We start from the raw sequence: 20080 nt of genomic DNA, 5'->3' as shown, positions 1-20080 counted from the left end.
GCTTATTGAGAAAGGTGGATTCTTATGCTAGATTTTACCTGGAAGTTTTTCTCCAAAACAGGAAGCATTGAAACGTATTTGCTTTTGAAAGAAATGGAAAAAGACGTAAACGATGAGATGGATCAACATGAAGAGGAGTTAGCGCATCTAGACTCTCCAATTTCTTGACCCGTTTTGTTCAAACCTTGGATGGTGACGAACATGTTTCAAAAAGTTGAGGGCATTGTTATCCGTACGACAGATTACGGAGAAACAAATAAGATTGTTACAATATACTCGCGGGAATTTGGTAAGGTAAGTGCAATGGCAAGAGGGGCGAAAAAGCCGAAGAGTCGGTTAGCAGCTATTTCGCAACTTATGACACATGGTCATTTTCTTATTCAAATGGGATCTGGACTTGGAACTTTGCAACAAGGCGAGATTATTTCATCTATGAAAGAAATTCGCGAGGATATATTTTTAACTGCTTATGCATCATTTATTATTGAATTAACCGATAAAGCAACAGAAGATAAGAAGCATAATCCGTATTTATTTGAAATGTTATATCAAACGTTGCATTATATGTGTGAGGGTGTTGATCCAGAAGTATTATCATTAATTTATCAAACGAAAATGCTTCCGGTATTAGGGATGCGCCCGTACTTTGATACATGTGCTATTTGTCATCAAGAAACAGATTTTGTCGCCTTCTCTGTCCGGGAAGGCGGTTTTCTGTGCTCGCGTCATGCGGAGCAAGATCCGTATCGTATTCCGGTGGGAGAGGCTGTTCATAAATTATTACGTCTCTTTTTTCACTTTGATTTACACCGGCTCGGTAATGTATCGGTGAAGGATAGTACAAAAAAACAAATGCGCACAGTATTGAATACATATTATGACGAATATTGTGGGATTTATTTGAAAACAAGGCGTTTCTTGGAACAACTTGATAAGTTTCAAATATAAAAAGGGCCGTATACGGTCCTTTTTACATACTTTCTTTTTCGAATAGCATATTTAGTATATAATATTTAAGAGATAGTATAACTTTTTTCGTTGTGCATTAAAGGTGGTGATTATCATAGAGCTGAATAAACGGCAAGAGCATATCATTCAGATTGTAAAAGATCACGGTCCTATTACAGGGGAGTCAATTGCTGGGCAATTGGGTTTAACACGTGCAACGCTAAGACCAGACTTAGCAATTTTAACGATGGCTGGTTATTTAGAAGCGCGTCCACGTGTAGGTTATTTTTATACGGGTAAAACCGGGGGACAGCTATTATCTGAAGCTGTTAAGAAAATTAAAGTGCAAGATTATCAATCTAGACCGGCTGTAATTGATAAAAATGTATCAGTATACGATGCAATCTGTACTATGTTTCTAGAGGACGTTGGTACATTATTTGTTGTAGATCAAGCTACTTTATTAGTTGGCGTTGTATCTCGTAAAGATTTATTACGAGCTAGCTTAGGAAAGCAGGATTTAACCTCTCTTCCGGTTAATATTATCATGACAAGGATGCCAAACATTGCGATGTGTCGCAGGGAGGATTCTTTATATGATATTGCGATGGAATTAATAGAAAGACAGATTGATGCGATGCCGGTTGTGAAGGATACGAAACAAGGTTTAGAAGTGATTGGACGAATTACAAAAACAAATATTACACGTGCGTTTGTAAATTTAGTAAATAACGAATAAGTGTAATTTGTTTAAAGTGAGGTAATGTAATGGATAATAAAATCGTATATGTCGTATCTGACTCTGTAGGAGAAACGGCTGATTTGGTTGTTAGAGCGGCAATGGGACAGTTCCCATTCGCTCCTGATATTAGGCGTGTACCGTATGTAGAAGATACAGGGACATTAAAAGAAGTAATCTCGATTGCCAAGAGCAATCAAGCGCTTATTTGTTTTACGTTAGTAAAGCCTGATATGCGTCAATATTTATTGGCAGAAGCGGCAAAAGAAGGAGTAGAGGCATACGATATTATCGGACCTCTTATCGATCAAATTGAAGAAATTACAGGGCAAGTACCAAGGTATGAGCCAGGTGTCGTTCGAAGATTAGATGAAGAGTACTTTAAAAAAATTGAAGCGATTGAATTTGCAGTTAAGTATGATGATGGTAGGGATGCACGTGGTATTTTAAAAGCTGATATCGTGTTGATTGGAATTTCACGTACATCAAAAACACCACTTTCACAATATTTAGCGCATAACAAACGTTTGAAAGTTGCTAATGTACCACTTGTACCGGAAGTGGATCCGCCTGAGGAATTATATCAAGTGGCAAAAGAGAAATGTTTCGGTTTGAAAATTATACCAGATAAGTTAAATCATATTCGAAAAGAACGATTGAAATCACTTGGATTAAGTGATGGAGCAACATATGCAAATATTAATCGTATTCAAGAAGAAATTGATCATTTTGAGGAAGTAATTAGTAAAATAAATTGTCAAGTGATTGATGTATCAAATAAGGCAATTGAAGAAACAGCAAATATTATTGTGAATGCAGTGCAAAACCAAAAAATGTTTTAGCACATTTACCAAAGGTGAATGTGCTTTTTTCGCTCGTGAGAAGGCGTTAGAGGAAGATGCGAAGTAGAGCATGAACTTTTGGCTTAGTAATAGAATATAGCGGAATGGTTATACTTATATTCTTCTGTTTTTTAATTATGCTAAAGGAACGATTTCGTTATCTTTAAGTGTAAGATGAAAATTAAAGGGATATGTAGCGTAGTTGAAGAAAATATATTATAATAAAAAATTGTGATAAAAACCTATATTTTACGTTTAGACTTTAATTTTTCAGAATAAACTAGGGATAGGATTTTCGAAAAAGACATGTATTTACGTTAAATCGACAAAATCTAGACAAGAAAACGCACATTATGGAAGGATTCACAGAAGGGATGTAGAATACAGAAATATGCAAAACATCAGATAAGATATTATTTGATGCAGATGCGTATCCCGTGAAGAATGCAATTGTGCAAGTTGGAACAAAATTTTATGTCGAAATTTTGTTTGTCGTATCCTATGCTCATCGTTCAAGAAAACAGCAAGGTAATTGGGTCTATGTAGATTCTGAGCAAGATGAAGTTGACTGTTATATTTATTAACATGCAAAAGCTACAGATCTCATGATCATACAGGCTATAGTGCTTCTTGCTAGTCTTCTTGTGAAAAAGGAGTATATGTATTGTCTCCAGGAGATACATTTGTAACAGATGAGCAAATGTATACAATTTTATATAGTAGTATGTATCTGCGAATTTACGCAGACTGGGGACTTATACGAAAGGTCCAAAATCGTTTACACAATGTGATCGACAGTACTTTCTAACAAATTTAGAAAAATATTGTCGAATTATAAAGGAATCTTTTAATTTATATCGAATACAAAATACGACACGGAGATGGAGTTATGGGGAACAGAATTCCTGAAGAAGTTGTTGAACAGATTCGGACATCATCCGATATTGTAGAAGTGATTGGTGAGTATGTTCAACTTAGAAAGCAGGGGCGTAACTATTTCGGCCTTTGTCCATTTCATGGTGAGAATTCTCCTTCATTCTCTGTTTCATCTGATAAGCAAATTTTTCATTGTTTCGGATGTGGAGAAGGTGGAAATGTATTTTCTTTTCTTATGAAAATGGAAGGACTTGCTTTCACAGAGGCTGTTCAAAAGCTTGGCGAAAGAAATGGAATTGCAGTTGCAGAATATAAATCAGGGCAAGGACAACAACAACAAGAAGACATATCTGATGACACTGTCATCATGCAACAGGCTCATGAACTTTTGAAAAAGTATTATCATCATTTATTAGTAAATACAGAAGAAGGAAATGAAGCACTTTCATATTTATTAAAACGTGGTATTACAAAAGAGATGATTGAGAAATTTGAAATTGGTTATGCATCACAAGCTTGGGATGCAGCAACGAAAATTTTACAAAAAAGAGGTTTGTCGCTATCTAGTATGGAACAGGCTGGCCTTCTTGTAAGAAGTGAGAAGGATGGCAGTCATTATGACCGCTTCCGCGGAAGAGTTATGTTTCCGATTTATACTTTACAAGGTAAGGTGATAGCGTTTAGTGGAAGGGCATTAGGCGATGACACTCCGAAATATTTGAATAGTCCTGAAACACCGATTTTTTACAAAAGTAAGCTGTTGTATAATTTCCACCAAGCAAGGCCGTTTATTAGAAAACGTGGGCAGGTTGTCCTTTTTGAAGGTTATGCCGATGTACTAGCCGCGGTGAAAAGTGGTGTGGAAGAAGCTGTTGCGACAATGGGAACAGCTTTAACTGAAGAACAAGCGAAACTTCTGCGACGTAACGTTGAAACTGTTGTTCTTTGCTATGATGGTGATAAAGCAGGGCGAGAAGCGACGATGAAAGCAGGGCAATTACTATTGCAAGTTGGTTGCCAAGTGAAAGTTACATCCTTGCCAGATAAGCTTGATCCTGATGAATATGTGCAACAATATGGGACAACCGCTTTTGAAAATCTTGTGAAATCAAGTATAAGTTTTGTTGGTTTCAAAATAAATTATTTGCGTTTAGGGAAAAATTTGCAAGATGAGTCTGGCAAAGAAGAATATGTAAAAAGTGTTTTAAAAGAGTTATCATTGCTACAGGATGCGATGCAGGCGGAATCATATTTAAAATCATTATCGCAAGAATTTTCGTATTCAATGGAAACACTTTTGAATCAATTGCACCAATATCGCAAAGAACAAAAGGTACAGCAAAAACAAATAAAGCAGGTTTCTAAGCCATCTCAAATTGTTCAAACGAAACCGAAATTAACAGGTTTTGAAAGGGCAGAAAGAGAAATTATTTACCATATGTTGCAAAGTGCAGAAGTGACAGTGCGTATGGAACCTCATATAGAAGATTTTTATACAGAAGAACATAAAGGGATTTTATATGAACTATACGCATATTATGAAAAGGGAAATGAACCTTCAGTCGGAACATTTTTAAGTTGGCTCTCTGATGAAAAGTTGAAAAATATTATTACTGATATTTCGACGGATGAATTTATTAATCCAGAGTACACAGAAGAAGCGTTACAAGGTCATTTGGAGGCGCTAAGACGCCATAAAGAAAAACTTGAAAAGATGGAAATTATCTTTAAAGTAAAACAAATGGAAAAAACAGATCCTGTAGAGGCTGCTAAATATTATGTGGCATATTTACAAAGTCAAAAAGCAAGAAAATAGCTTTTTCGATAAAGTTTTAGTATAATGAATGTTTGTATCTCGCGTAAGGAGGGGAACAGATGGCTGATAAACCAGCTCGTTCTAAACAAATTGAAACTGAAATGACCCTTGAGCAAGTGAAAGAACAACTCACTGAGCTCGGAAAAAAACGTGGCGTTCTTACATATGAAGAGATTGCAGAACGCATGAATGGATTTGAAATTGAATCCGATCAAATGGATGAATACTATGAATATTTAGGTGAACAAGGGATTGACTTAGTTGGTGACAATGACAACGACGAAGGTCCTAATAATCGTCAAATTACAAAAACGGAAGAAGAATTTGACCTTAATGATTTAAGTGTGCCGCCAGGTGTGAAAATCAATGACCCTGTTCGTATGTACTTAAAAGAAATTGGTCGTGTAGACTTACTATCTGCTGAAGAAGAAATTCGACTTGCGACACGTATTGAAGAAGGCGATGAAGAAGCAAAACGCCGTCTTGCAGAAGCAAACTTACGTCTTGTAGTAAGTATTGCAAAGCGCTACGTGGGCCGCGGTATGCTTTTCTTAGACTTAATCCAAGAAGGAAATATGGGTCTAATTAAGGCAGTTGAAAAGTTCGACTACCGTAAAGGTTTTAAATTTAGTACGTATGCAACTTGGTGGATTCGCCAAGCTATTACACGTGCGATTGCAGACCAAGCGCGAACAATTCGTATTCCAGTTCATATGGTTGAAACAATTAATAAGTTAATCCGTGTACAACGTCAATTATTACAAGATCTAGGACGCGAACCATCTCCTGAAGAGATTGGTGAAGAAATGGATCTTGCTCCAGAAAAAGTACGCGAAATCTTAAAGATTGCACAGGAGCCAGTTTCTCTTGAAACACCAATTGGTGAAGAAGACGACTCCCATTTAGGTGACTTTATCGAAGACCAAGAAGCAACATCGCCTGCGGACCATGCAGCGTATGAATTGCTAAAAGAACAATTAGAAGATGTGTTAGATACACTAACAGATCGTGAAGAAAATGTTCTGCGTCTTCGTTTTGGTTTAGATGATGGACGAACTCGTACGCTTGAAGAAGTTGGGAAAGTATTCGGCGTAACGAGAGAACGTATTCGTCAAATTGAAGCGAAAGCACTTCGCAAATTAAGACATCCAAGCCGTAGTAAGCGTCTTAAGGATTTCTTAGAATAGGCTACCTTTAAGTTTACTTCACTTTTGTGAAGTAAACTTTTTTGTTTTGTTAATTTTTGTTAAAATTTAGCTATCGGCAACGATTACAATTTCTTGTAATTTATTTTACAGAATTGTCTTTTGATTTGCAAATGCTCATTTTTCGATTTTTCGATTTATTTTGTTTATTATATACAAAATAATATGTAGAAAAGTAAAAAATATGATGAGAAACGTTAGTAATTATCGAAATAATATGCGATATAATAGTGAAAATCAATAAAATGAATTTACGGAATATTTTTAACAAGTAGTAGTTTGCTCTTTTCTGATAGGGCGTTTTCAAGTACAATATAAATGACTGAATCATCTAACTATTTAGCGGTATAGAGGGGGGAGAAGAGATATGAAACGTAATCCGTTGATTCCGTTCGCTCTTATTGCAGCATTAGGTATTATCGTTATGTTTGTATTTTCATTTCAGGGGCTAAATAAATCTAAAGAGTTAGCTGATGCAAAAAATGGTGGGAAACCAGCACAAACAGCATCAAAGCCAGAGGATATTGTAAAGCAAAGCTGTACGAGCTGTCATGGTGATCAGTTACAAGGAGCGGTAGGCCCTAATTTACAAAAAATTGGTGGGAAACTTTCAAAAGATGAAATTAAAGAAGTTATTTCAAAAGGAAAAGGAAATATGCCGCCAAATATAGTTCCAGCTGATCAAGCGGCAAAAGTAGCTGATTGGTTATCGAAGAAAAAATAAAGTATAGAAAAACAAGCCTTTTGCTTTTTGCAAAAGGCTTGTTTTTCTATACTATCTAAAATACGATTAGTAATAGAGAATTGAAGTATTGTTATGGACTTGCAACAACTACTATAAATTCATTATCATGGAGACAGACTGAGAAGAGAAGGAGTAATGGAAATACATGAATGAAGTAAAGCTTTCGAAACGATTAGAAGAAGTTGTGAGGGAGATTCCGGTAGGCTCTACAGTAGCTGATATTGGATCGGATCATGCGTATTTACCGTGTTATACAATTATAAATAATATTGCTACAAAAGCAGTTGCAGGAGAGGTTGTAGATGGACCATTTCGCTCTGCACAAGCAACTGTAGCTGAAAGTGGCTTACAAGATAAAGTAGACGTTCGTAAAGGGAATGGATTAGCTGTTATAGTGCCAGGAGAAGTAGATGTTATTACGATTGCTGGTATGGGTGGAGCGTTAATTCGTGACATTTTAGAAAGTGGTAAAGAAAAATTAGAAGGTGTAACACGTTTAATCTTACAGCCGAATATTGCAGCACACCATATCCGTGAATGGTTTATTGAAAATGGATGGGAGCTTATCCGTGAGAAAATTGTAATAGAAGACGGAAAGATTTACGAGATTTTAGTCGGAGAGCGAGGAGATACAGCAGTACCTTACTCTGAAAATAAACAAGCTGAATTGTTTATGGGTCCATTTTTAATAAAAGAAAAAAGTGAAGCTTTTGTTGAAAAGTGGGAAGGGGAATTGAAAAACTTCCAAAATATTTTAAAACAGTTAGAACGTGCAGCAGAGTCTGAAGAGACAAAAGCGAAGCGTGCAGAAGTAGAAGCGAAAATGAAAATGATAGGAGAGGTTTTATCATGAGTAAAATTCCGAATGGTCATGAAATTATTTCTTTGTTTGAAGGTATGTATCCGAAGCATTTAGCGATGGAAGGGGATAAGATTGGCTTACAGATTGGAGCGCTTAATAAACCTGTCCAGCACGTATTAATCGCGTTAGATGTAACTGAGGAAGTTGTGGACGAGGCGATCCAATTAGGAGCGAATATCATTATAGCGCACCATCCTTTAATCTTTAATCCATTAAAAGCGATTCATACAGATAAGGCGTACGGAAGAATTATTGAAACGTGTATTAAAAATGATATTGCGGTTTATGCCGCACATACAAATGTAGATATTGCTAAGGGCGGGGTAAATGATTTACTTGCTGATGCGTTAGGGTTACAAAATACAGAAGTATTAGCTCCTACATATGCAGAAGAAATGAAAAAAATTGTTGTATTTGTTCCAGTAACCCATGCAGAAGAAGTGCGCAAAGCTCTTGGAGATGCGGATGCAGGTCATATCGGTAATTATAGCCACTGTACGTTCGGTAGCGAAGGGGTAGGTACGTTTATCCCTCAAGAAGGTACAAATCCTTATATCGGAGAAACTGGGCAGTTAGAACGTGTGGAAGAGATACGTGTCGAAACGATTATTCCAGCTTCATTACAAAGAAAAGTTATTAAAGCGATGTTGGCAGCCCATCCATATGAAGAAGTGGCATATGATGTATATCCGCTTGATAATAAAGGTGAAACATTAGGTCTTGGTAAAATAGGGTATTTACAAGAAGAAATGACGCTTGAGCAGTTTGCTTTACATGTGAAACAATCATTACATGTAAAGGGTGCAAGAGTTGTTGGAAAGTTAGATGATAAGGTGCGTAAAGTAGCTGTACTTGGTGGTGACGGTAATAAATATATAAACCAAGCGAAATTTAAAGGAGCAGATGTATATGTAACAGGTGATATGTATTATCATGTTGCTCACGATGCGATGATGATTGGTTTAAATATAGTCGATCCAGGACATAACGTTGAAAAAGTAATGAAGCAAGGTGTACAAAAACAATTGCAAGAAAAAGTAGATGTGAAGAAATTCAATGTACACATTCACGCTTCGCAGTTACATACAGATCCATTCACATTTGTATAAGAAAAATAAAAACCGTTGCTCATGTAGGCAACGGTTTTTATTATTGTTCTTTTTTCACTTTTACACGAGGTAGTATCTTTTGAAGTGGTACTTTTCGAATTCTTTCCCATGTAGCTGGATTCATTGGGTCATATTGATCTAAGAAAGCAATAACTTCTTTTGTAATTGGCGTTGGAGTAGAAGCACCTGCTGTAACAGCTACGTTTTCTACACCTTGTAGCCATTCTAATTGGATTTCACTTACGTCTGCAACGCGGTATGCTGTCGTACCAGCGATTTCTTGTGATACTTGTGCTAAACGGTTTGAGTTGTTACTTTTCGGATCACCGACAACAATTGTTAAATCTGCAACATCAGCTTGTTTAGCGACAGCTTCTTGGCGAACTTGAGTTGCTAAACAAATTTCCTTGTGGAATTCTGCTGTTGGGAATTTTTTCTGAATGTCCTCCATTAAATGTTGAACATCCCATTGACTCATTGTTGTTTGATTCGTAACTAAAATTTTATCCGTTGGAATTTCTAGTGTTTTTAAATCATCAGCTTTTTCGATAAGATGAACGATATCAGGTGCGATACCAACTGCGCCTTCTGGTTCTGGATGATTTTTTTTGCCGATATAAATGACATGGTATCCTTCAGCTTTCTTTGCTTCGATAAGGTCATGTGTTTTTGTAACATCTGGACAAGTTGCATCAATTGTCGTTAAACCTTTTTCTTTTGCACGTTGTTTAACTTCTGGAGAAACACCGTGTGCAGTGAAAATAACAGTACCAGAATCGATTTTATCTAAAATTTCTAATCGACTTGGACCGTCTAATGTAATGATGCCATCCTCTTCGAAAGCATCTGTGACATGCTTATTGTGAACAATCATACCTAAAATATAAATGGGTCTCGGTAATGATTTATCTAATGCGGCGTTACGTGCAATAACCATTGCGTCAACAACACCGTAGCAATAACCACGAGGGGAAATTTTAACAATCTTCATGTGAGTAATCCTCTCCTTCTAAACAAGGGATACTTTTGTGCATAGTCCATTACATTATAAAGGAGGAGTGGATAGAAAACAAAGGATTGTTACACATATAGTTTTGGTTTTGTTGCTGATTGTTGAACGGGTTCTTTCGGAACCTCTTTTTCTATTACCGGTTCAAGCACTATTTTTTTTCGTTTCCTTTTTGGAGGTGGAGGAGGTGGAGTTGCTACCTCAACCTGTTCTGTTGCATCTTCAGTTTGATTTTCTTCCGTACTTTTTCCAGAGGTGAGGATTTTAACAATGCTTGGTAGACTACGCATAATGGGACCGTACTGTTCGACAACAGGACCGACAGATTGCACGACTTGAGATACTTTTTCGATATTATTTATCATATTAGTTGGGTTCGAAATTAAATTTGAAAAAAAACTACCGATGCCGCTGCTAGATGCCGCTGCAGTTGTAGCTGACGCAGCACCACGTGTATCATTTGATTCATACATTTGAGGTGGTATCATCTGCTCTGGATATTGCTGCATGTATGGCTGATATTGTTGTGTATATTGTTGTGTATATTGTTGTTGGTATGGCTGTTGCTGTTGATATTGGGGCGGCGGTTGTTGGTGCATCATCGGTGGCCCTTCCATTTGTCGATAAGGAGGGACCATTTGCATGAAAGGTTCGGTTGGATCGTGTTTTTTAAAGAGTTTAGCAAGGAAACCTTTCTTTTTTTGAGCCATCGGTGGTAGTTGTGGAATCGGATATGGTGTGTAAGATTGTTGTCCTCGATTCGGATACATTTGTCTTATAGGGGATTTCGGAAACATGTGGGAAATCCTCCTTTCTTCAGTTAGGTATATACACATACAATATGCAATGGAAGGAAAGAAGGTTAGTTTTTGAGATAAAAACCTAAACTAAAGATGGATTTTACTTGTAGATTTCGATATAATGTAGACTTGACTGATTTGTGCGCAGTAGAAATTTTAGAAAGAAGGTGTAACTTATGACACTACAAACTTTTACACAGTATGATTTTAAACCATTTTTAATAGATGCAGTTCGTGAACTACGCTTTACAGAGCCAACAGGAATTCAAAAGAAAATTTTCCCGGTCGTGAAAAAAGGTGTGAGTATAATTGGACAATCCCAAACTGGTTCTGGGAAAACACATGCATACTTACTTCCTACATTAAACAGAATTGATGCAAGTCGTGAAGAGGTACAACTTGTTATTACAGCGCCTACTCGTGAGTTAGCACAACAAATTTACGAAGAAATTGTGAAACTAACAAAGTTCTGTGCAGAAGATCAAATGATTACAGCACGCTGTTTAATTGGTGGAACTGATAAACAACGATCAATTGAAAAGTTGAAAAAACAACCTCATATTGTAGTTGGAACGCCAGGACGTATTAAAGATTTAGTAGAAGAAAAGGCGCTATTTGTTTATAAAGCGGATACTATTATTGTCGATGAAGCGGACTTAATGCTTGATATGGGATTCATTCAAGATGTAGATAAAATTGCGGCACGTATGCCTAAAAATCTGCAAATGTTAGTTTTCTCTGCAACAATTCCTCAAAAATTAAAACCATTTTTGAAGAAATATATGGAGAATCCAGAACATATTCATATTAATCCGAAGCAAGTTGCAGCAGGAAATATTGATCATTACCTTGTGCCTTCAAGACACCGTAATAAAACTGAATTAGTGAAAAATATGCTACTTCAATTTAAACCATATTTAGCAATTGTCTTTACAAACACAAAGAAGAAGGCTGACGAAGTAGCCGATGGATTAGCAGAACGTGGATTAAAAGTAGGGCGTATACACGGTGATTTATCACCACGTGATCGTAGAAAAATGATGAAACAAGTTCGTGATTTAGAGTTCCAATACATTGTCGCAACAGATTTGGCGGCACGCGGTATTGATATTGAAGGAATTAGCCATGTTATTAACTATGAACTTCCACCAGATTTAGATTTCTTCGTTCACCGTGTTGGAAGAACTGCACGTGCGGGTCATTCAGGTATTGCAGTGACGATTTATGATCCAGCAAATGAAGAAGCGTTAGATAGTTTGGAAAAACAACGTCATATCGAGTTTAAACATGTAGATTTACGCGGAGATGAATGGGCGGATTTAGGTGACCGTCGTCGTCGTAAGAGCCGTAAAAAACCAAGTGATGGACTAGATGTTATGGCAACAAAAGTTGTTAAGAAGCCGAAAAAAGTAAAACCAAACTATAAACGAAAACTTGCAACAGAACGTGACAAAGTGAAGAAAAAATATAGCAATAAAAAAAGATAAGGGATTTCCCTTATTTTTTTTTATCTCACTGCTTGAGAGAAAGTCGATTAATGTAGACTAATAATTAGTGAGGGGTAGAAAAAACGTTGACTAAAGTTTCGCTTTATTGGGTTAATTTAAGTATAGAGTTCAGATTGTTTGAATAGTCCGTTTAATTTATGTAGTGCCTTTTGTGTGAACAAACAATTCGCTACATATTTCTACAAATTATGCTATCATTATATCTATTGTATATTGAAGAGGTGATTGTATGTTAAAGATTGGATCTCATGTTTCTATGAGTGGTAAGAAAATGTTATTAGCAGCAAGTGAAGAGGCTGTTTCATACGGTGCAACGACGTTTATGATTTATACAGGTGCACCGCAAAATACACGAAGAAAACCAATTGAAGAATTGAACATAGAAGCAGGAAGAAAACATATGGAACTAAACGGTATTGAAGAAATTATCGTACATGCGCCATACATTATTAATCTTGGGAATACGACGAAGCCAGAAACATTCCAATTAGGTGTAGACTTCCTTCGCATGGAAATTGAAAGAACATCGGCATTAGGTGTAGCGAAACAAATCGTTCTTCACCCAGGTGCGCACGTTGGTGCAGGAGCAGATGCTGGTATTCAACAAATTATTAAAGGGCTTAATGAAGTATTAACGCCAGAGCAGACGGTTAACATTGCGTTAGAAACGATGGCAGGAAAGGGAACGGAATGCGGTCGTAGCTTTGAAGAAATTGCGAAAATTATTGATGGTGTGAAATATAATGAAAAACTATCTGTATGTTTTGATACGTGTCATACGCATGATGCAGGTTATGACCTTGTAAATGATTTTGACGGTGTGTTAAACGAATTTGATAAAATTGTTGGGATAAATCGTTTACAAGTACTTCATATTAACGATAGCAAAAATGTACGCGGAGCTGGAAAAGACCGTCATGAAAATATTGGTTTTGGTCATATTGGCTATAAGGCATTGCATCAAATTGTGCATCACCCACAACTTACGCACGTACCAAAAATTCTTGAAACGCCGTATGTAGGTGAAGATAAAAAAGATAAGAAGCCACCATATAAATTAGAAATCGAAATGCTGAAAAATGGTACTTTTGATGAAGGAATTCTTGAAAAAATTAAAGAGCAATAAGGAGGGGATTTTCCCCTCCTTATTTTAATAGCTGCTGAAATAAAATATTTACTTGTTGGGCAGTGGCAGGAGTAGTTACTTTAGCGATTTGTTTTAACAAATCTAGTCGCTCGGTATTATCGTAAATGTTAATGTTTTTCCCTTTCATAAGTAAAACGATTTTATCAGCTTGTGCAGTTGTGATTGGAACTTCGTATTCTTTACTATATTTCAATAGTTCTTTTGTAGAAATATGATTTAATTTTTTGTTCACAATTTGTTTAATGAGGTTCATCGTGTTGTCCTCCTTCACACGTTCTTCTATCGAAATATATGTAAGCATAGCTTGTACATATTCGTATCAAGGTGCATTTTTTCAATGGGGAAAAGAAGCTTATGTTATAATATAAGAACAAAACTATAGATAAAGAGTATAAGGAGGACTTATGGAAAAAAAGCAACATCGAAAAGAAAGTGTTATTCATCTTGTATATCGTTTAGTTATGATTGTCTTTGGGGCAGCGTGTGCGGCGGTAGCGATTGAACTGTTTTTAATGCCAAATAAAATTATTGATGGTGGAATTATTGGTATTTCTCTTATATTAGATTATCTTACTCCTAATATTTGGTGGTTAAGCTTTTCTACTTTAGTTGTTATCCTCAACATTCCTTTTATGTACTCCGGGTATAAGCAAATTGGAAAAACATTCATGTTATCTTCAGCATTTGGAATTGTAGCTTTAGCATTTATTGAATCAACGTTGCATGCTATCCCGCCATTTACAACAGAGCCGATTTTAGCAACAGTTTTCGGCGGTCTTATTTTAGGGATTGGTGTAGGACTTGTTATTCGTCATGGTGGATCGTTAGACGGGACCGAGATTATGGGAATTCTATTAACGAAGAAATTACCGTTTTCTGTTGGTGAATTCGTAATGTTTGTAAACTTATTCATTTTTGCATGGGCAGCATTTGTTTTTGGTGTTGAACAAGCGATGTATTCTGTTATGACGTACTATATCGCATTCAAAACAATTGATACGGTAATTCAAGGATTAGACGAAACGAAAGCAGTTTTAATAGTATCGGATCAATATGAGGAAGTATCAAATGCGATTTTACACCGCCTTGGTCGTGGAACAACAAAACTTGTTGCTAAAGGTGGCTATACAGATAAAGAAAAAGAAGTTATTTATGCAGTTGTAACACGTCTGGAAGTGACGAAGTTAAAATCAATTGTGCATGAAATTGATGAAAACGCATTTGTTACGATTATGAATACACAAGAGACAAATGGTGGTAAGTTTAAATCAGCAATTCACTAAAAAGTTAATTGTAATATCTTTTGAAAGCAGAGAATTATTCTCTGCTTTTTGTTATAATAATAAGGTTTCTTGAAATAAAGAATATATTTTAGGCAGATTGGTTTACAACTATAATAAGCTGTACTATAATTCAAATAGAGATAAATCGGAATCATTCTGAATTAAAATAGGTGAGATGCTATGAATAATATATTGGAAATAGAAGGATTAACGTTTCGGTATGAAGATCGCAACGTGTTAGAAGATATTAATTTGCAAGTTCCGAAGGGAGCTTTTTTAGGTTTAGTTGGACCGAATGGTTCAGGGAAATCGACTTTACTTAAATGCTTATTGGGTGTTTTAAAACCAAAGCAAGGAAGTATTAGATTGTTTGGCATTGATAGTAAGAAATTTAAAGAGTGGAATAAAGTTGGTTATGTATCCCAAAAGGCAAGTAGCTTTAACTCAGGTTTCCCGGCAACTGTTTTCGAGGTTGTTTCAATGGGGCTCGTTTCGAAAAAAGGGCTTTTTCGCTTTTTTACGAAAGACGATAATGCGAAAGTAGAAAAAGCGATTGCTGATGTAGGTATGAGCGAGTTTCGAGGTCGCAACATTGGAGAACTTTCTGGTGGACAACAACAGCGTGTATTTATTGCTCGTGCACTTGTAAGTGATCCGGAATTGCTTATTTTGGACGAGCCTACTGTTGGGATTGATGTGAAAAATGTGGCAAGTTTTTATGAGATACTAGAGGATTTAAACAAAAGATTGGGAATTACGTTAATTCTTGTTACGCACGATATGGGTGCTGTAACAGAGAAGGTGACGCATGTTGCATGTTTGAATCAGCATTTACATTTCCATGGGAATGTAGAGAAATTCCGAGAGTTAGAAGATGCAGAAATGTCGATTTTATATGGACATCATGTTCATCGCTTAGAACATGAACATGGGCATCACGGGAGGATATAATGATACAGGATTTTTTACAATATGATTTTTTACGTAATTCCTTATACGCTGGTATTTTAATAGGGCTTGTCGCACCACTTATCGGCGTGTTCGTTGTAATTCGCCGCATGTCGCTTATTGCGGATGCATTAAGTCATGTGACGTTATCAGGAATTGCAGCGAGTTTATTACTTGAAAAGACAATCTTTACCGGTGGGTTTTTAAACCCTTTATATATGGGGATGTTTTTTTCAATCGGTGGAGCATTGCTAATTGAAAAATTACGTACTGTGTATAAACATTATCAAGAGTTAGCAATCCCGATTATACTTTCAGCAGGGATGGGGATTGGAGTTATCTTCATCTCACTTGCTAATGGATTCAATACGGATTTATTTAGTTATTTATTTGGTAGTGTAAGTGCTGTAACAAGTGCGGATTTAATTATTATTGGTATAGTAGCAATTGTTGTTATTGCGACGATTGTTTTATTATACAAAGAGTTGTTTTTACTATCATTTGATGAGGAATACGCTGTATCAACCGGTTTAAGTGCAAAGTGGATTCACTTTATCTTCATTATATTAGTTGCTCTTGTAATTGCGGTATCAATGCGTGTTGTAGGTGTTCTTCTCGTATCATCTTTAATGACGTTACCAGTTGCAGCAAGTATTCGTATTGCAAAAGGATTTAAACAAACAATTTTCTTTTCCATTTTATTTGGTGAAATTGCAGTAATTGGTGGAATGTTTGCTTCGTATCAACTTGATTTAGCTCCAGGTGGTACAATTGTTATGATAGCGGTTCTTATTTTAATTGGTGCAATTTTATGGAAAAAGAAAAAAACTGCATAAAGTAGGGATAGGTATGAATCTAACAGAAGCTTTACGCCTAATGAAGGAAAAGGGATACAAACATACAGGGAAAAGGGAAGAAATGCTGAGATTATTCGCAGCTCATAATCGTTATTTAACTGCGAAAGATGTTTTAGAGCATATGAAGGGTGATTATCCAGGACTTAGTTTTGATACGATTTATCGTAACTTAACGGTTTTTGCTGAAGTCGGTGTTTTAGAGCAAACGGAATTAAATGGTGAAAAGCATTTCCGTTTTACATGCTCCATTATGGAACATCATCATCATTTCATTTGTTTAGATTGTGGTGGTACAAAAGAGATTAATTCCTGCCCGATGGATTTTATGAATAAAGATTTTAAAGGTTATGAGGTAACGGGGCATAAGTTTGAAATATATGGTCGTTGCCCAAAATGTGCAAAATGAGAGGGCTCGTCAGTTATATAACTGACGAGTTTTTAATTTGAATGTAAAAAAAGGTTGCTCACAAAAATTGTGGCAACCTTCTTTTTATTGTTCTTGTTTTTCTTTTTCTTTTTCTCGTTCGGCAGCCATTTCAGCAGCGATTACATCAATTTCTTTTTTCAGTTCTTCTACCATTGTTTCTTCTGGTACTTTACGAACGACTTGCCCTTTACGGAATAATAAACCTTCTCCGCGTGCACCGGCAATACCGATGTCAGCTTCACGAGCTTCACCAGGACCGTTTACGGCACAGCCGAGTACTGCAACCTTAATTGGAACTTTAAGTGTGGAGATGTATTCTTCGACTTCATTAGCAATGCTAATTAGGTCGATTTCAATACGACCACAAGTTGGACAAGAAATAAGTGTTGCGGCATTAGATGCAAGACCGAATGATTTTAATAGTTCACGTGCAACTTTTACTTCTTCAACTGGATCAGCGCTTAAAGAGATACGAAGTGTATTTCCGATGCCTTTACTTAAAATTGCTCCAAGACCGGCGGCGCTTTTTACAGTCCCAGCAAACAATGTTCCTGATTCTGTAATACCTAAATGTAATGGATAATCAAAAGCGCGAGCAGCTTTTTCGTATGCTTCAATTGCTAAGTTAACATCAGAGGCTTTCATTGATACGATAATATCGTGGAAATCTAAGTCCTCTAAAATTTTAATATGGTGCAGTGCGCTCTCGACCATACCATCAGCAGTTGGATATCCATACTTTTCTAAAATATGACGTTCTAATGAGCCGGCATTTACACCGATACGGATTGGAATGCCACGCTCTTTCGCTGCATTTACAACAGCTTCTACTTTATGGCGACGTCCAATGTTACCTGGATTGATACGTACTTTATCAATGCCGCCTTCGATTGCTTTTAAAGCAAGGCGGTAATCAAAATGAATATCAGCAACAAGTGGAATGTTGATTTGTTTTTTAATATCAGCAATAGCATTTGCTGCGCGTTCGTCTGGAACAGCAACACGAACAACTTGACAGCCAGCTTCTTCTAAACGTTTAATTTCAGCAACTGTAGCCTCAACATCATGCGTTTTTGTTGTCGTCATACTTTGTATAATTAATTCATTGTTACCGCCAATTGTTAAATTACCGACTTTAACTGGACGTGTTTTTGTGCGTTGAGTCATTTCATTCACGAATTGATCGCTCTCCTTATAAAAGAAGTTTCTTATTTTAGTCCCTTACATCAATGATAGTATGTGTGAGAAAGGGCTATAGAAACCAAAGTACTCGGTTTCACTTTTACTATTGTATCAGCGCCTTTATGTAATTGACAAGGATTAAGTGATTGCTTATTGATATAAGGGGAATTTATAAGACTTTCCAACTTGGATTTTTGTAGCAGATGTATTTTTATTTAATTGCTTAAAATCATCAATTACTTTTTCAATAGAAGGAATTTTTTTCTTATTAATCGCTTCTGTAATAGAAAGAACTGTATCGCCAGTTTTTACTTCGATTGCTTTATAAGCTGTATCCGTTTCTTTTTCTGTTTCTTTCTCTTTATTTTGTTTTGTATCTGTATTTTCTTTTTTTATCGTTTGGGCAGCAGATGTTTTTTTGTATGAACTTAACATCGGTAAAGTACCGATTTTTATGTCGTAATAAAATATATAACCGAGGACAAGCACGAATAAGAGTACACCTAATCTCTTCATATCCTTCACTCCTTTGCTAGGAATATATGCTTGTCCAAAAAAAAAATGCCTATTTAGGCATTTTTTTATAGTTCTTGTTTTTCTTTCGGCTTTGGAACTTCTTTAATTGTTAAGTATAGAACGATTAAAACAACTGCAATGTAAATGAATGTTGCGCCAGGTACGTTTATTTTGCATAAATCCATAATCATAAAGAAGATTGTTGGAATTGTGTAGCTGTAAGCAGTTAATGTCCAAACTTGTTTATAAGATAATTTGCGTTGACCGCTCATCGCAGAACCGATGAAGGCAAGCAATGTAACTCCTACAAAGGTAATAAATAATTGGAACAAGTACAGTAAGAACCCAATAACGAATAATAAGATTGGATAAATACTGTCAAATAACGAAATGAAATCTTGTAAATCTTTTTTCTCAAGAGATGCGCCTAATAAGTCATTATAGGAGTATGTTTGTGTTTGACCATTCCCCATGGAGACTACTTTATCTTTTAAAACAAATAAACCTGTTTTATTTTGATATTTTTCTAAGTCTGTTGAATTTGGATCAAATACGAAAAGGGCATTTCCATCTTCTTTTTCGATAGGTTGATCAATATCAGCTGTTAGCTCGCCATTTTCAATTTTAAAATCAGGTAAATCTTTTTCGATTACTTTATTTACCATGTTAACACCATCTTGAATAACGCTACCGTACAAGAAAGTTCTTGGAATAGTAGTGATTAGGCAAAGAAGCATAATATACAAAATGGTTTTACCGATTTTTTGAAAACGGAAAAGCGCCATATCTTTAGGCGAATATACGCTTTTTGCTAGCTGTGTAAAAATGGACATAGATTCACTTCCTTTATGTATGTATAAAATCATTGTAACGTACGAATCTAGAGAAGCTCAAGATATATTATATTTACATATAGTAGAGAGGACTAAATTCCTTCTTATTAATTTACTTCTTTTAGTAGAGAAAAATACAATTGACACTTTTCTTTCGTATATGGTAAATTTATCTTACATTTTTCAAACGATATATCCGATTGGAATTTAGTTGTTTTTAATGGTACATACATAATCGTGGACCCTTAGCTCAGTTGGTTAGAGCAGACGGCTCATAACCGTCCGGTCGTAGGTTCGAGTCCTACAGGGTCCATATCCATTTCATATGTTTATTATGTCAGCAGGAAGCTTCCTTGTAGAAGGAAGCTTTTTTTCGGAATATATGAGCATTTTAATTGAAAAGAAGTGGGAATTTTGCTACTTTAATG

General features: G+C 36.0%; 23 protein-coding genes and 1 tRNA gene. 18 read left to right on the top strand and 6 right to left on the bottom strand.

The features are described 5' to 3' along the window. The first annotated feature begins 24 nt into the window (after positions 1–24). The 10 genes from NSQ69_RS21250 (at position 25) to NSQ69_RS21205 (ending at position 9142) form a co-directional block, all read left to right on the top strand. Positions 25–168, top strand: a complete 144-nt coding sequence (locus tag NSQ69_RS21250; RefSeq protein ID WP_000883924.1) for a YqzL family protein — start codon at positions 25–27, stop codon at positions 166–168. A 33-nt stretch (positions 169–201) separates the two neighbouring features. After that, entirely contained in the window at positions 202–948 is a 747-nt protein-coding gene (gene recO / locus NSQ69_RS21245; protein WP_002129136.1) for a DNA repair protein RecO, read from the top strand. 106 nt (positions 949–1054) lie between these two features. Beyond that, positions 1055–1687 carry a helix-turn-helix transcriptional regulator gene (locus NSQ69_RS21240; protein ID WP_002015181.1) on the top strand — a complete coding sequence of 211 codons (633 nt, stop codon included), beginning with the start codon at positions 1055–1057 and terminating at the stop codon, positions 1685–1687. Between the two features lie 29 nt (positions 1688–1716). Then, positions 1717–2529 (top strand): pyruvate, water dikinase regulatory protein, encoded by an 813-nt coding sequence (locus NSQ69_RS21235; RefSeq protein ID WP_002184948.1) that lies wholly within the window; start codon positions 1717–1719, stop codon positions 2527–2529. Positions 2530–3193: 664 nt separating this feature from the next. Then, a complete protein-coding gene (locus NSQ69_RS21230; protein ID WP_162836445.1) occupies positions 3194–3337 on the top strand; it encodes a hypothetical protein in 144 nt (47 codons plus the stop codon). 81 nt (positions 3338–3418) lie between these two features. Beyond that, the gene (gene dnaG / locus NSQ69_RS21225; protein WP_002167658.1) at positions 3419–5221 is read left to right on the top strand and encodes a DNA primase; all 1803 of its coding nucleotides are present in this window, start codon (positions 3419–3421) and stop codon (positions 5219–5221) included. 59 nt (positions 5222–5280) lie between these two features. Next, the gene (gene rpoD / locus NSQ69_RS21220; RefSeq protein ID WP_000764062.1) at positions 5281–6408 is read left to right on the top strand and encodes an RNA polymerase sigma factor RpoD; all 1128 of its coding nucleotides are present in this window, start codon (positions 5281–5283) and stop codon (positions 6406–6408) included. Between the two features lie 385 nt (positions 6409–6793). Next, positions 6794–7150: a cytochrome c550 gene (gene cccA / locus NSQ69_RS21215; RefSeq protein ID WP_002129130.1), complete on the top strand. Its 357-nt coding sequence runs from the start codon at positions 6794–6796 to the stop codon at positions 7148–7150. A 166-nt stretch (positions 7151–7316) separates the two neighbouring features. After that, the gene (locus tag NSQ69_RS21210) at positions 7317–8024 is read left to right on the top strand and encodes a tRNA (adenine(22)-N(1))-methyltransferase (RefSeq protein WP_002129129.1); all 708 of its coding nucleotides are present in this window, start codon (positions 7317–7319) and stop codon (positions 8022–8024) included. Beyond that, positions 8021–9142 (top strand): Nif3-like dinuclear metal center hexameric protein, encoded by a 1122-nt coding sequence (locus NSQ69_RS21205; RefSeq protein WP_002129128.1) that lies wholly within the window; start codon positions 8021–8023, stop codon positions 9140–9142. Before NSQ69_RS21210 ends, NSQ69_RS21205 begins: the two co-directional genes overlap by 4 nt. Positions 9143–9182: 40 nt before the next feature. On the opposite strand, the gene NSQ69_RS21200 is transcribed toward NSQ69_RS21205, so the two are convergent. Further along, positions 9183–10133 carry a 4-hydroxy-3-methylbut-2-enyl diphosphate reductase gene (locus NSQ69_RS21200; protein ID WP_002067184.1) on the bottom strand — a complete coding sequence of 317 codons (951 nt, stop codon included), beginning with the start codon at positions 10131–10133 and terminating at the stop codon, positions 9183–9185. A gap of 89 nt (positions 10134–10222) precedes the next feature. After that, on the bottom strand, positions 10223–10948 hold the full coding sequence (vrrA, locus tag NSQ69_RS21195) for a VrrA/YqfQ family protein (protein ID WP_002184950.1): 726 nt from the start codon (positions 10946–10948) through the stop codon (positions 10223–10225). A gap of 179 nt (positions 10949–11127) precedes the next feature. Between vrrA and NSQ69_RS21190 the strand changes: the two genes are divergently transcribed. Together NSQ69_RS21190 and NSQ69_RS21185 are read left to right on the top strand one after the other, a co-directional pair. Beyond that, complete coding sequence (locus tag NSQ69_RS21190; protein ID WP_002015172.1) at positions 11128–12438, top strand: DEAD/DEAH box helicase; 1311 nt, start codon at positions 11128–11130, stop codon at positions 12436–12438. A 250-nt stretch (positions 12439–12688) separates the two neighbouring features. After that, positions 12689–13585: a deoxyribonuclease IV gene (locus NSQ69_RS21185; protein ID WP_002129124.1), complete on the top strand. Its 897-nt coding sequence runs from the start codon at positions 12689–12691 to the stop codon at positions 13583–13585. A gap of 19 nt (positions 13586–13604) precedes the next feature. Here NSQ69_RS21185 and NSQ69_RS21180 read toward each other — a convergent pair whose 3' ends face one another. Further along, on the bottom strand, positions 13605–13859 hold the full coding sequence (locus NSQ69_RS21180) for a DUF2624 domain-containing protein (protein ID WP_002088657.1): 255 nt from the start codon (positions 13857–13859) through the stop codon (positions 13605–13607). A gap of 151 nt (positions 13860–14010) precedes the next feature. Between NSQ69_RS21180 and NSQ69_RS21175 the strand changes: the two genes are divergently transcribed. The 4 genes from NSQ69_RS21175 to NSQ69_RS21160 all read left to right on the top strand — a co-directional run bounded on the left by NSQ69_RS21175 (position 14011) and on the right by NSQ69_RS21160 (position 17100). Next, positions 14011–14889: a YitT family protein gene (locus NSQ69_RS21175; protein ID WP_002015168.1), complete on the top strand. Its 879-nt coding sequence runs from the start codon at positions 14011–14013 to the stop codon at positions 14887–14889. Positions 14890–15069: 180 nt separating this feature from the next. Beyond that, positions 15070–15840 carry a metal ABC transporter ATP-binding protein gene (locus NSQ69_RS21170; protein ID WP_002015167.1) on the top strand — a complete coding sequence of 257 codons (771 nt, stop codon included), beginning with the start codon at positions 15070–15072 and terminating at the stop codon, positions 15838–15840. Next, positions 15840–16673: a metal ABC transporter permease gene (locus tag NSQ69_RS21165; RefSeq protein WP_002015165.1), complete on the top strand. Its 834-nt coding sequence runs from the start codon at positions 15840–15842 to the stop codon at positions 16671–16673. Before NSQ69_RS21170 ends, NSQ69_RS21165 begins: the two co-directional genes overlap by 1 nt. 13 nt (positions 16674–16686) lie before the next feature. Continuing rightward, positions 16687–17100 (top strand): Fur family transcriptional regulator, encoded by a 414-nt coding sequence (locus tag NSQ69_RS21160; RefSeq protein WP_002015164.1) that lies wholly within the window; start codon positions 16687–16689, stop codon positions 17098–17100. 84 nt (positions 17101–17184) lie between these two features. Here NSQ69_RS21160 and ispG read toward each other — a convergent pair whose 3' ends face one another. The 3 genes from ispG to yqgB form a co-directional block, all read right to left on the bottom strand. After that, a complete protein-coding gene (gene ispG / locus NSQ69_RS21155; protein WP_161793976.1) occupies positions 17185–18288 on the bottom strand; it encodes a flavodoxin-dependent (E)-4-hydroxy-3-methylbut-2-enyl-diphosphate synthase in 1104 nt (367 codons plus the stop codon). 165 nt (positions 18289–18453) lie between these two features. Then, positions 18454–18819: a hypothetical protein gene (locus NSQ69_RS21150; RefSeq protein WP_002129120.1), complete on the bottom strand. Its 366-nt coding sequence runs from the start codon at positions 18817–18819 to the stop codon at positions 18454–18456. A gap of 65 nt (positions 18820–18884) precedes the next feature. Then, a complete protein-coding gene (gene yqgB / locus NSQ69_RS21145) occupies positions 18885–19652 on the bottom strand; it encodes a protein YqgB (RefSeq protein ID WP_002184951.1) in 768 nt (255 codons plus the stop codon). A gap of 19 nt (positions 19653–19671) precedes the next feature. Between yqgB and NSQ69_RS21140 the strand changes: the two genes are divergently transcribed. Both NSQ69_RS21140 and NSQ69_RS21135 read left to right on the top strand, forming a co-directional pair. Then, a complete protein-coding gene (locus tag NSQ69_RS21140) occupies positions 19672–19863 on the top strand; it encodes a hypothetical protein (RefSeq protein ID WP_002034057.1) in 192 nt (63 codons plus the stop codon). Positions 19864–19891: 28 nt separating this feature from the next. Beyond that, positions 19892–19965, top strand: a tRNA-Ile gene (locus NSQ69_RS21135). Positions 19966–20080: the final 115 nt, after the last annotated feature.

This window comes from Bacillus sp. FSL R10-2201, assembly GCF_038008665.1.
Taxonomy (GTDB): domain Bacteria; phylum Bacillota; class Bacilli; order Bacillales; family Bacillaceae_G; genus Bacillus_A; species Bacillus_A mycoides.
Note: the sequence above shows the minus strand (reverse complement) of the source record. Positions and strands in the feature narration are given on the sequence as shown.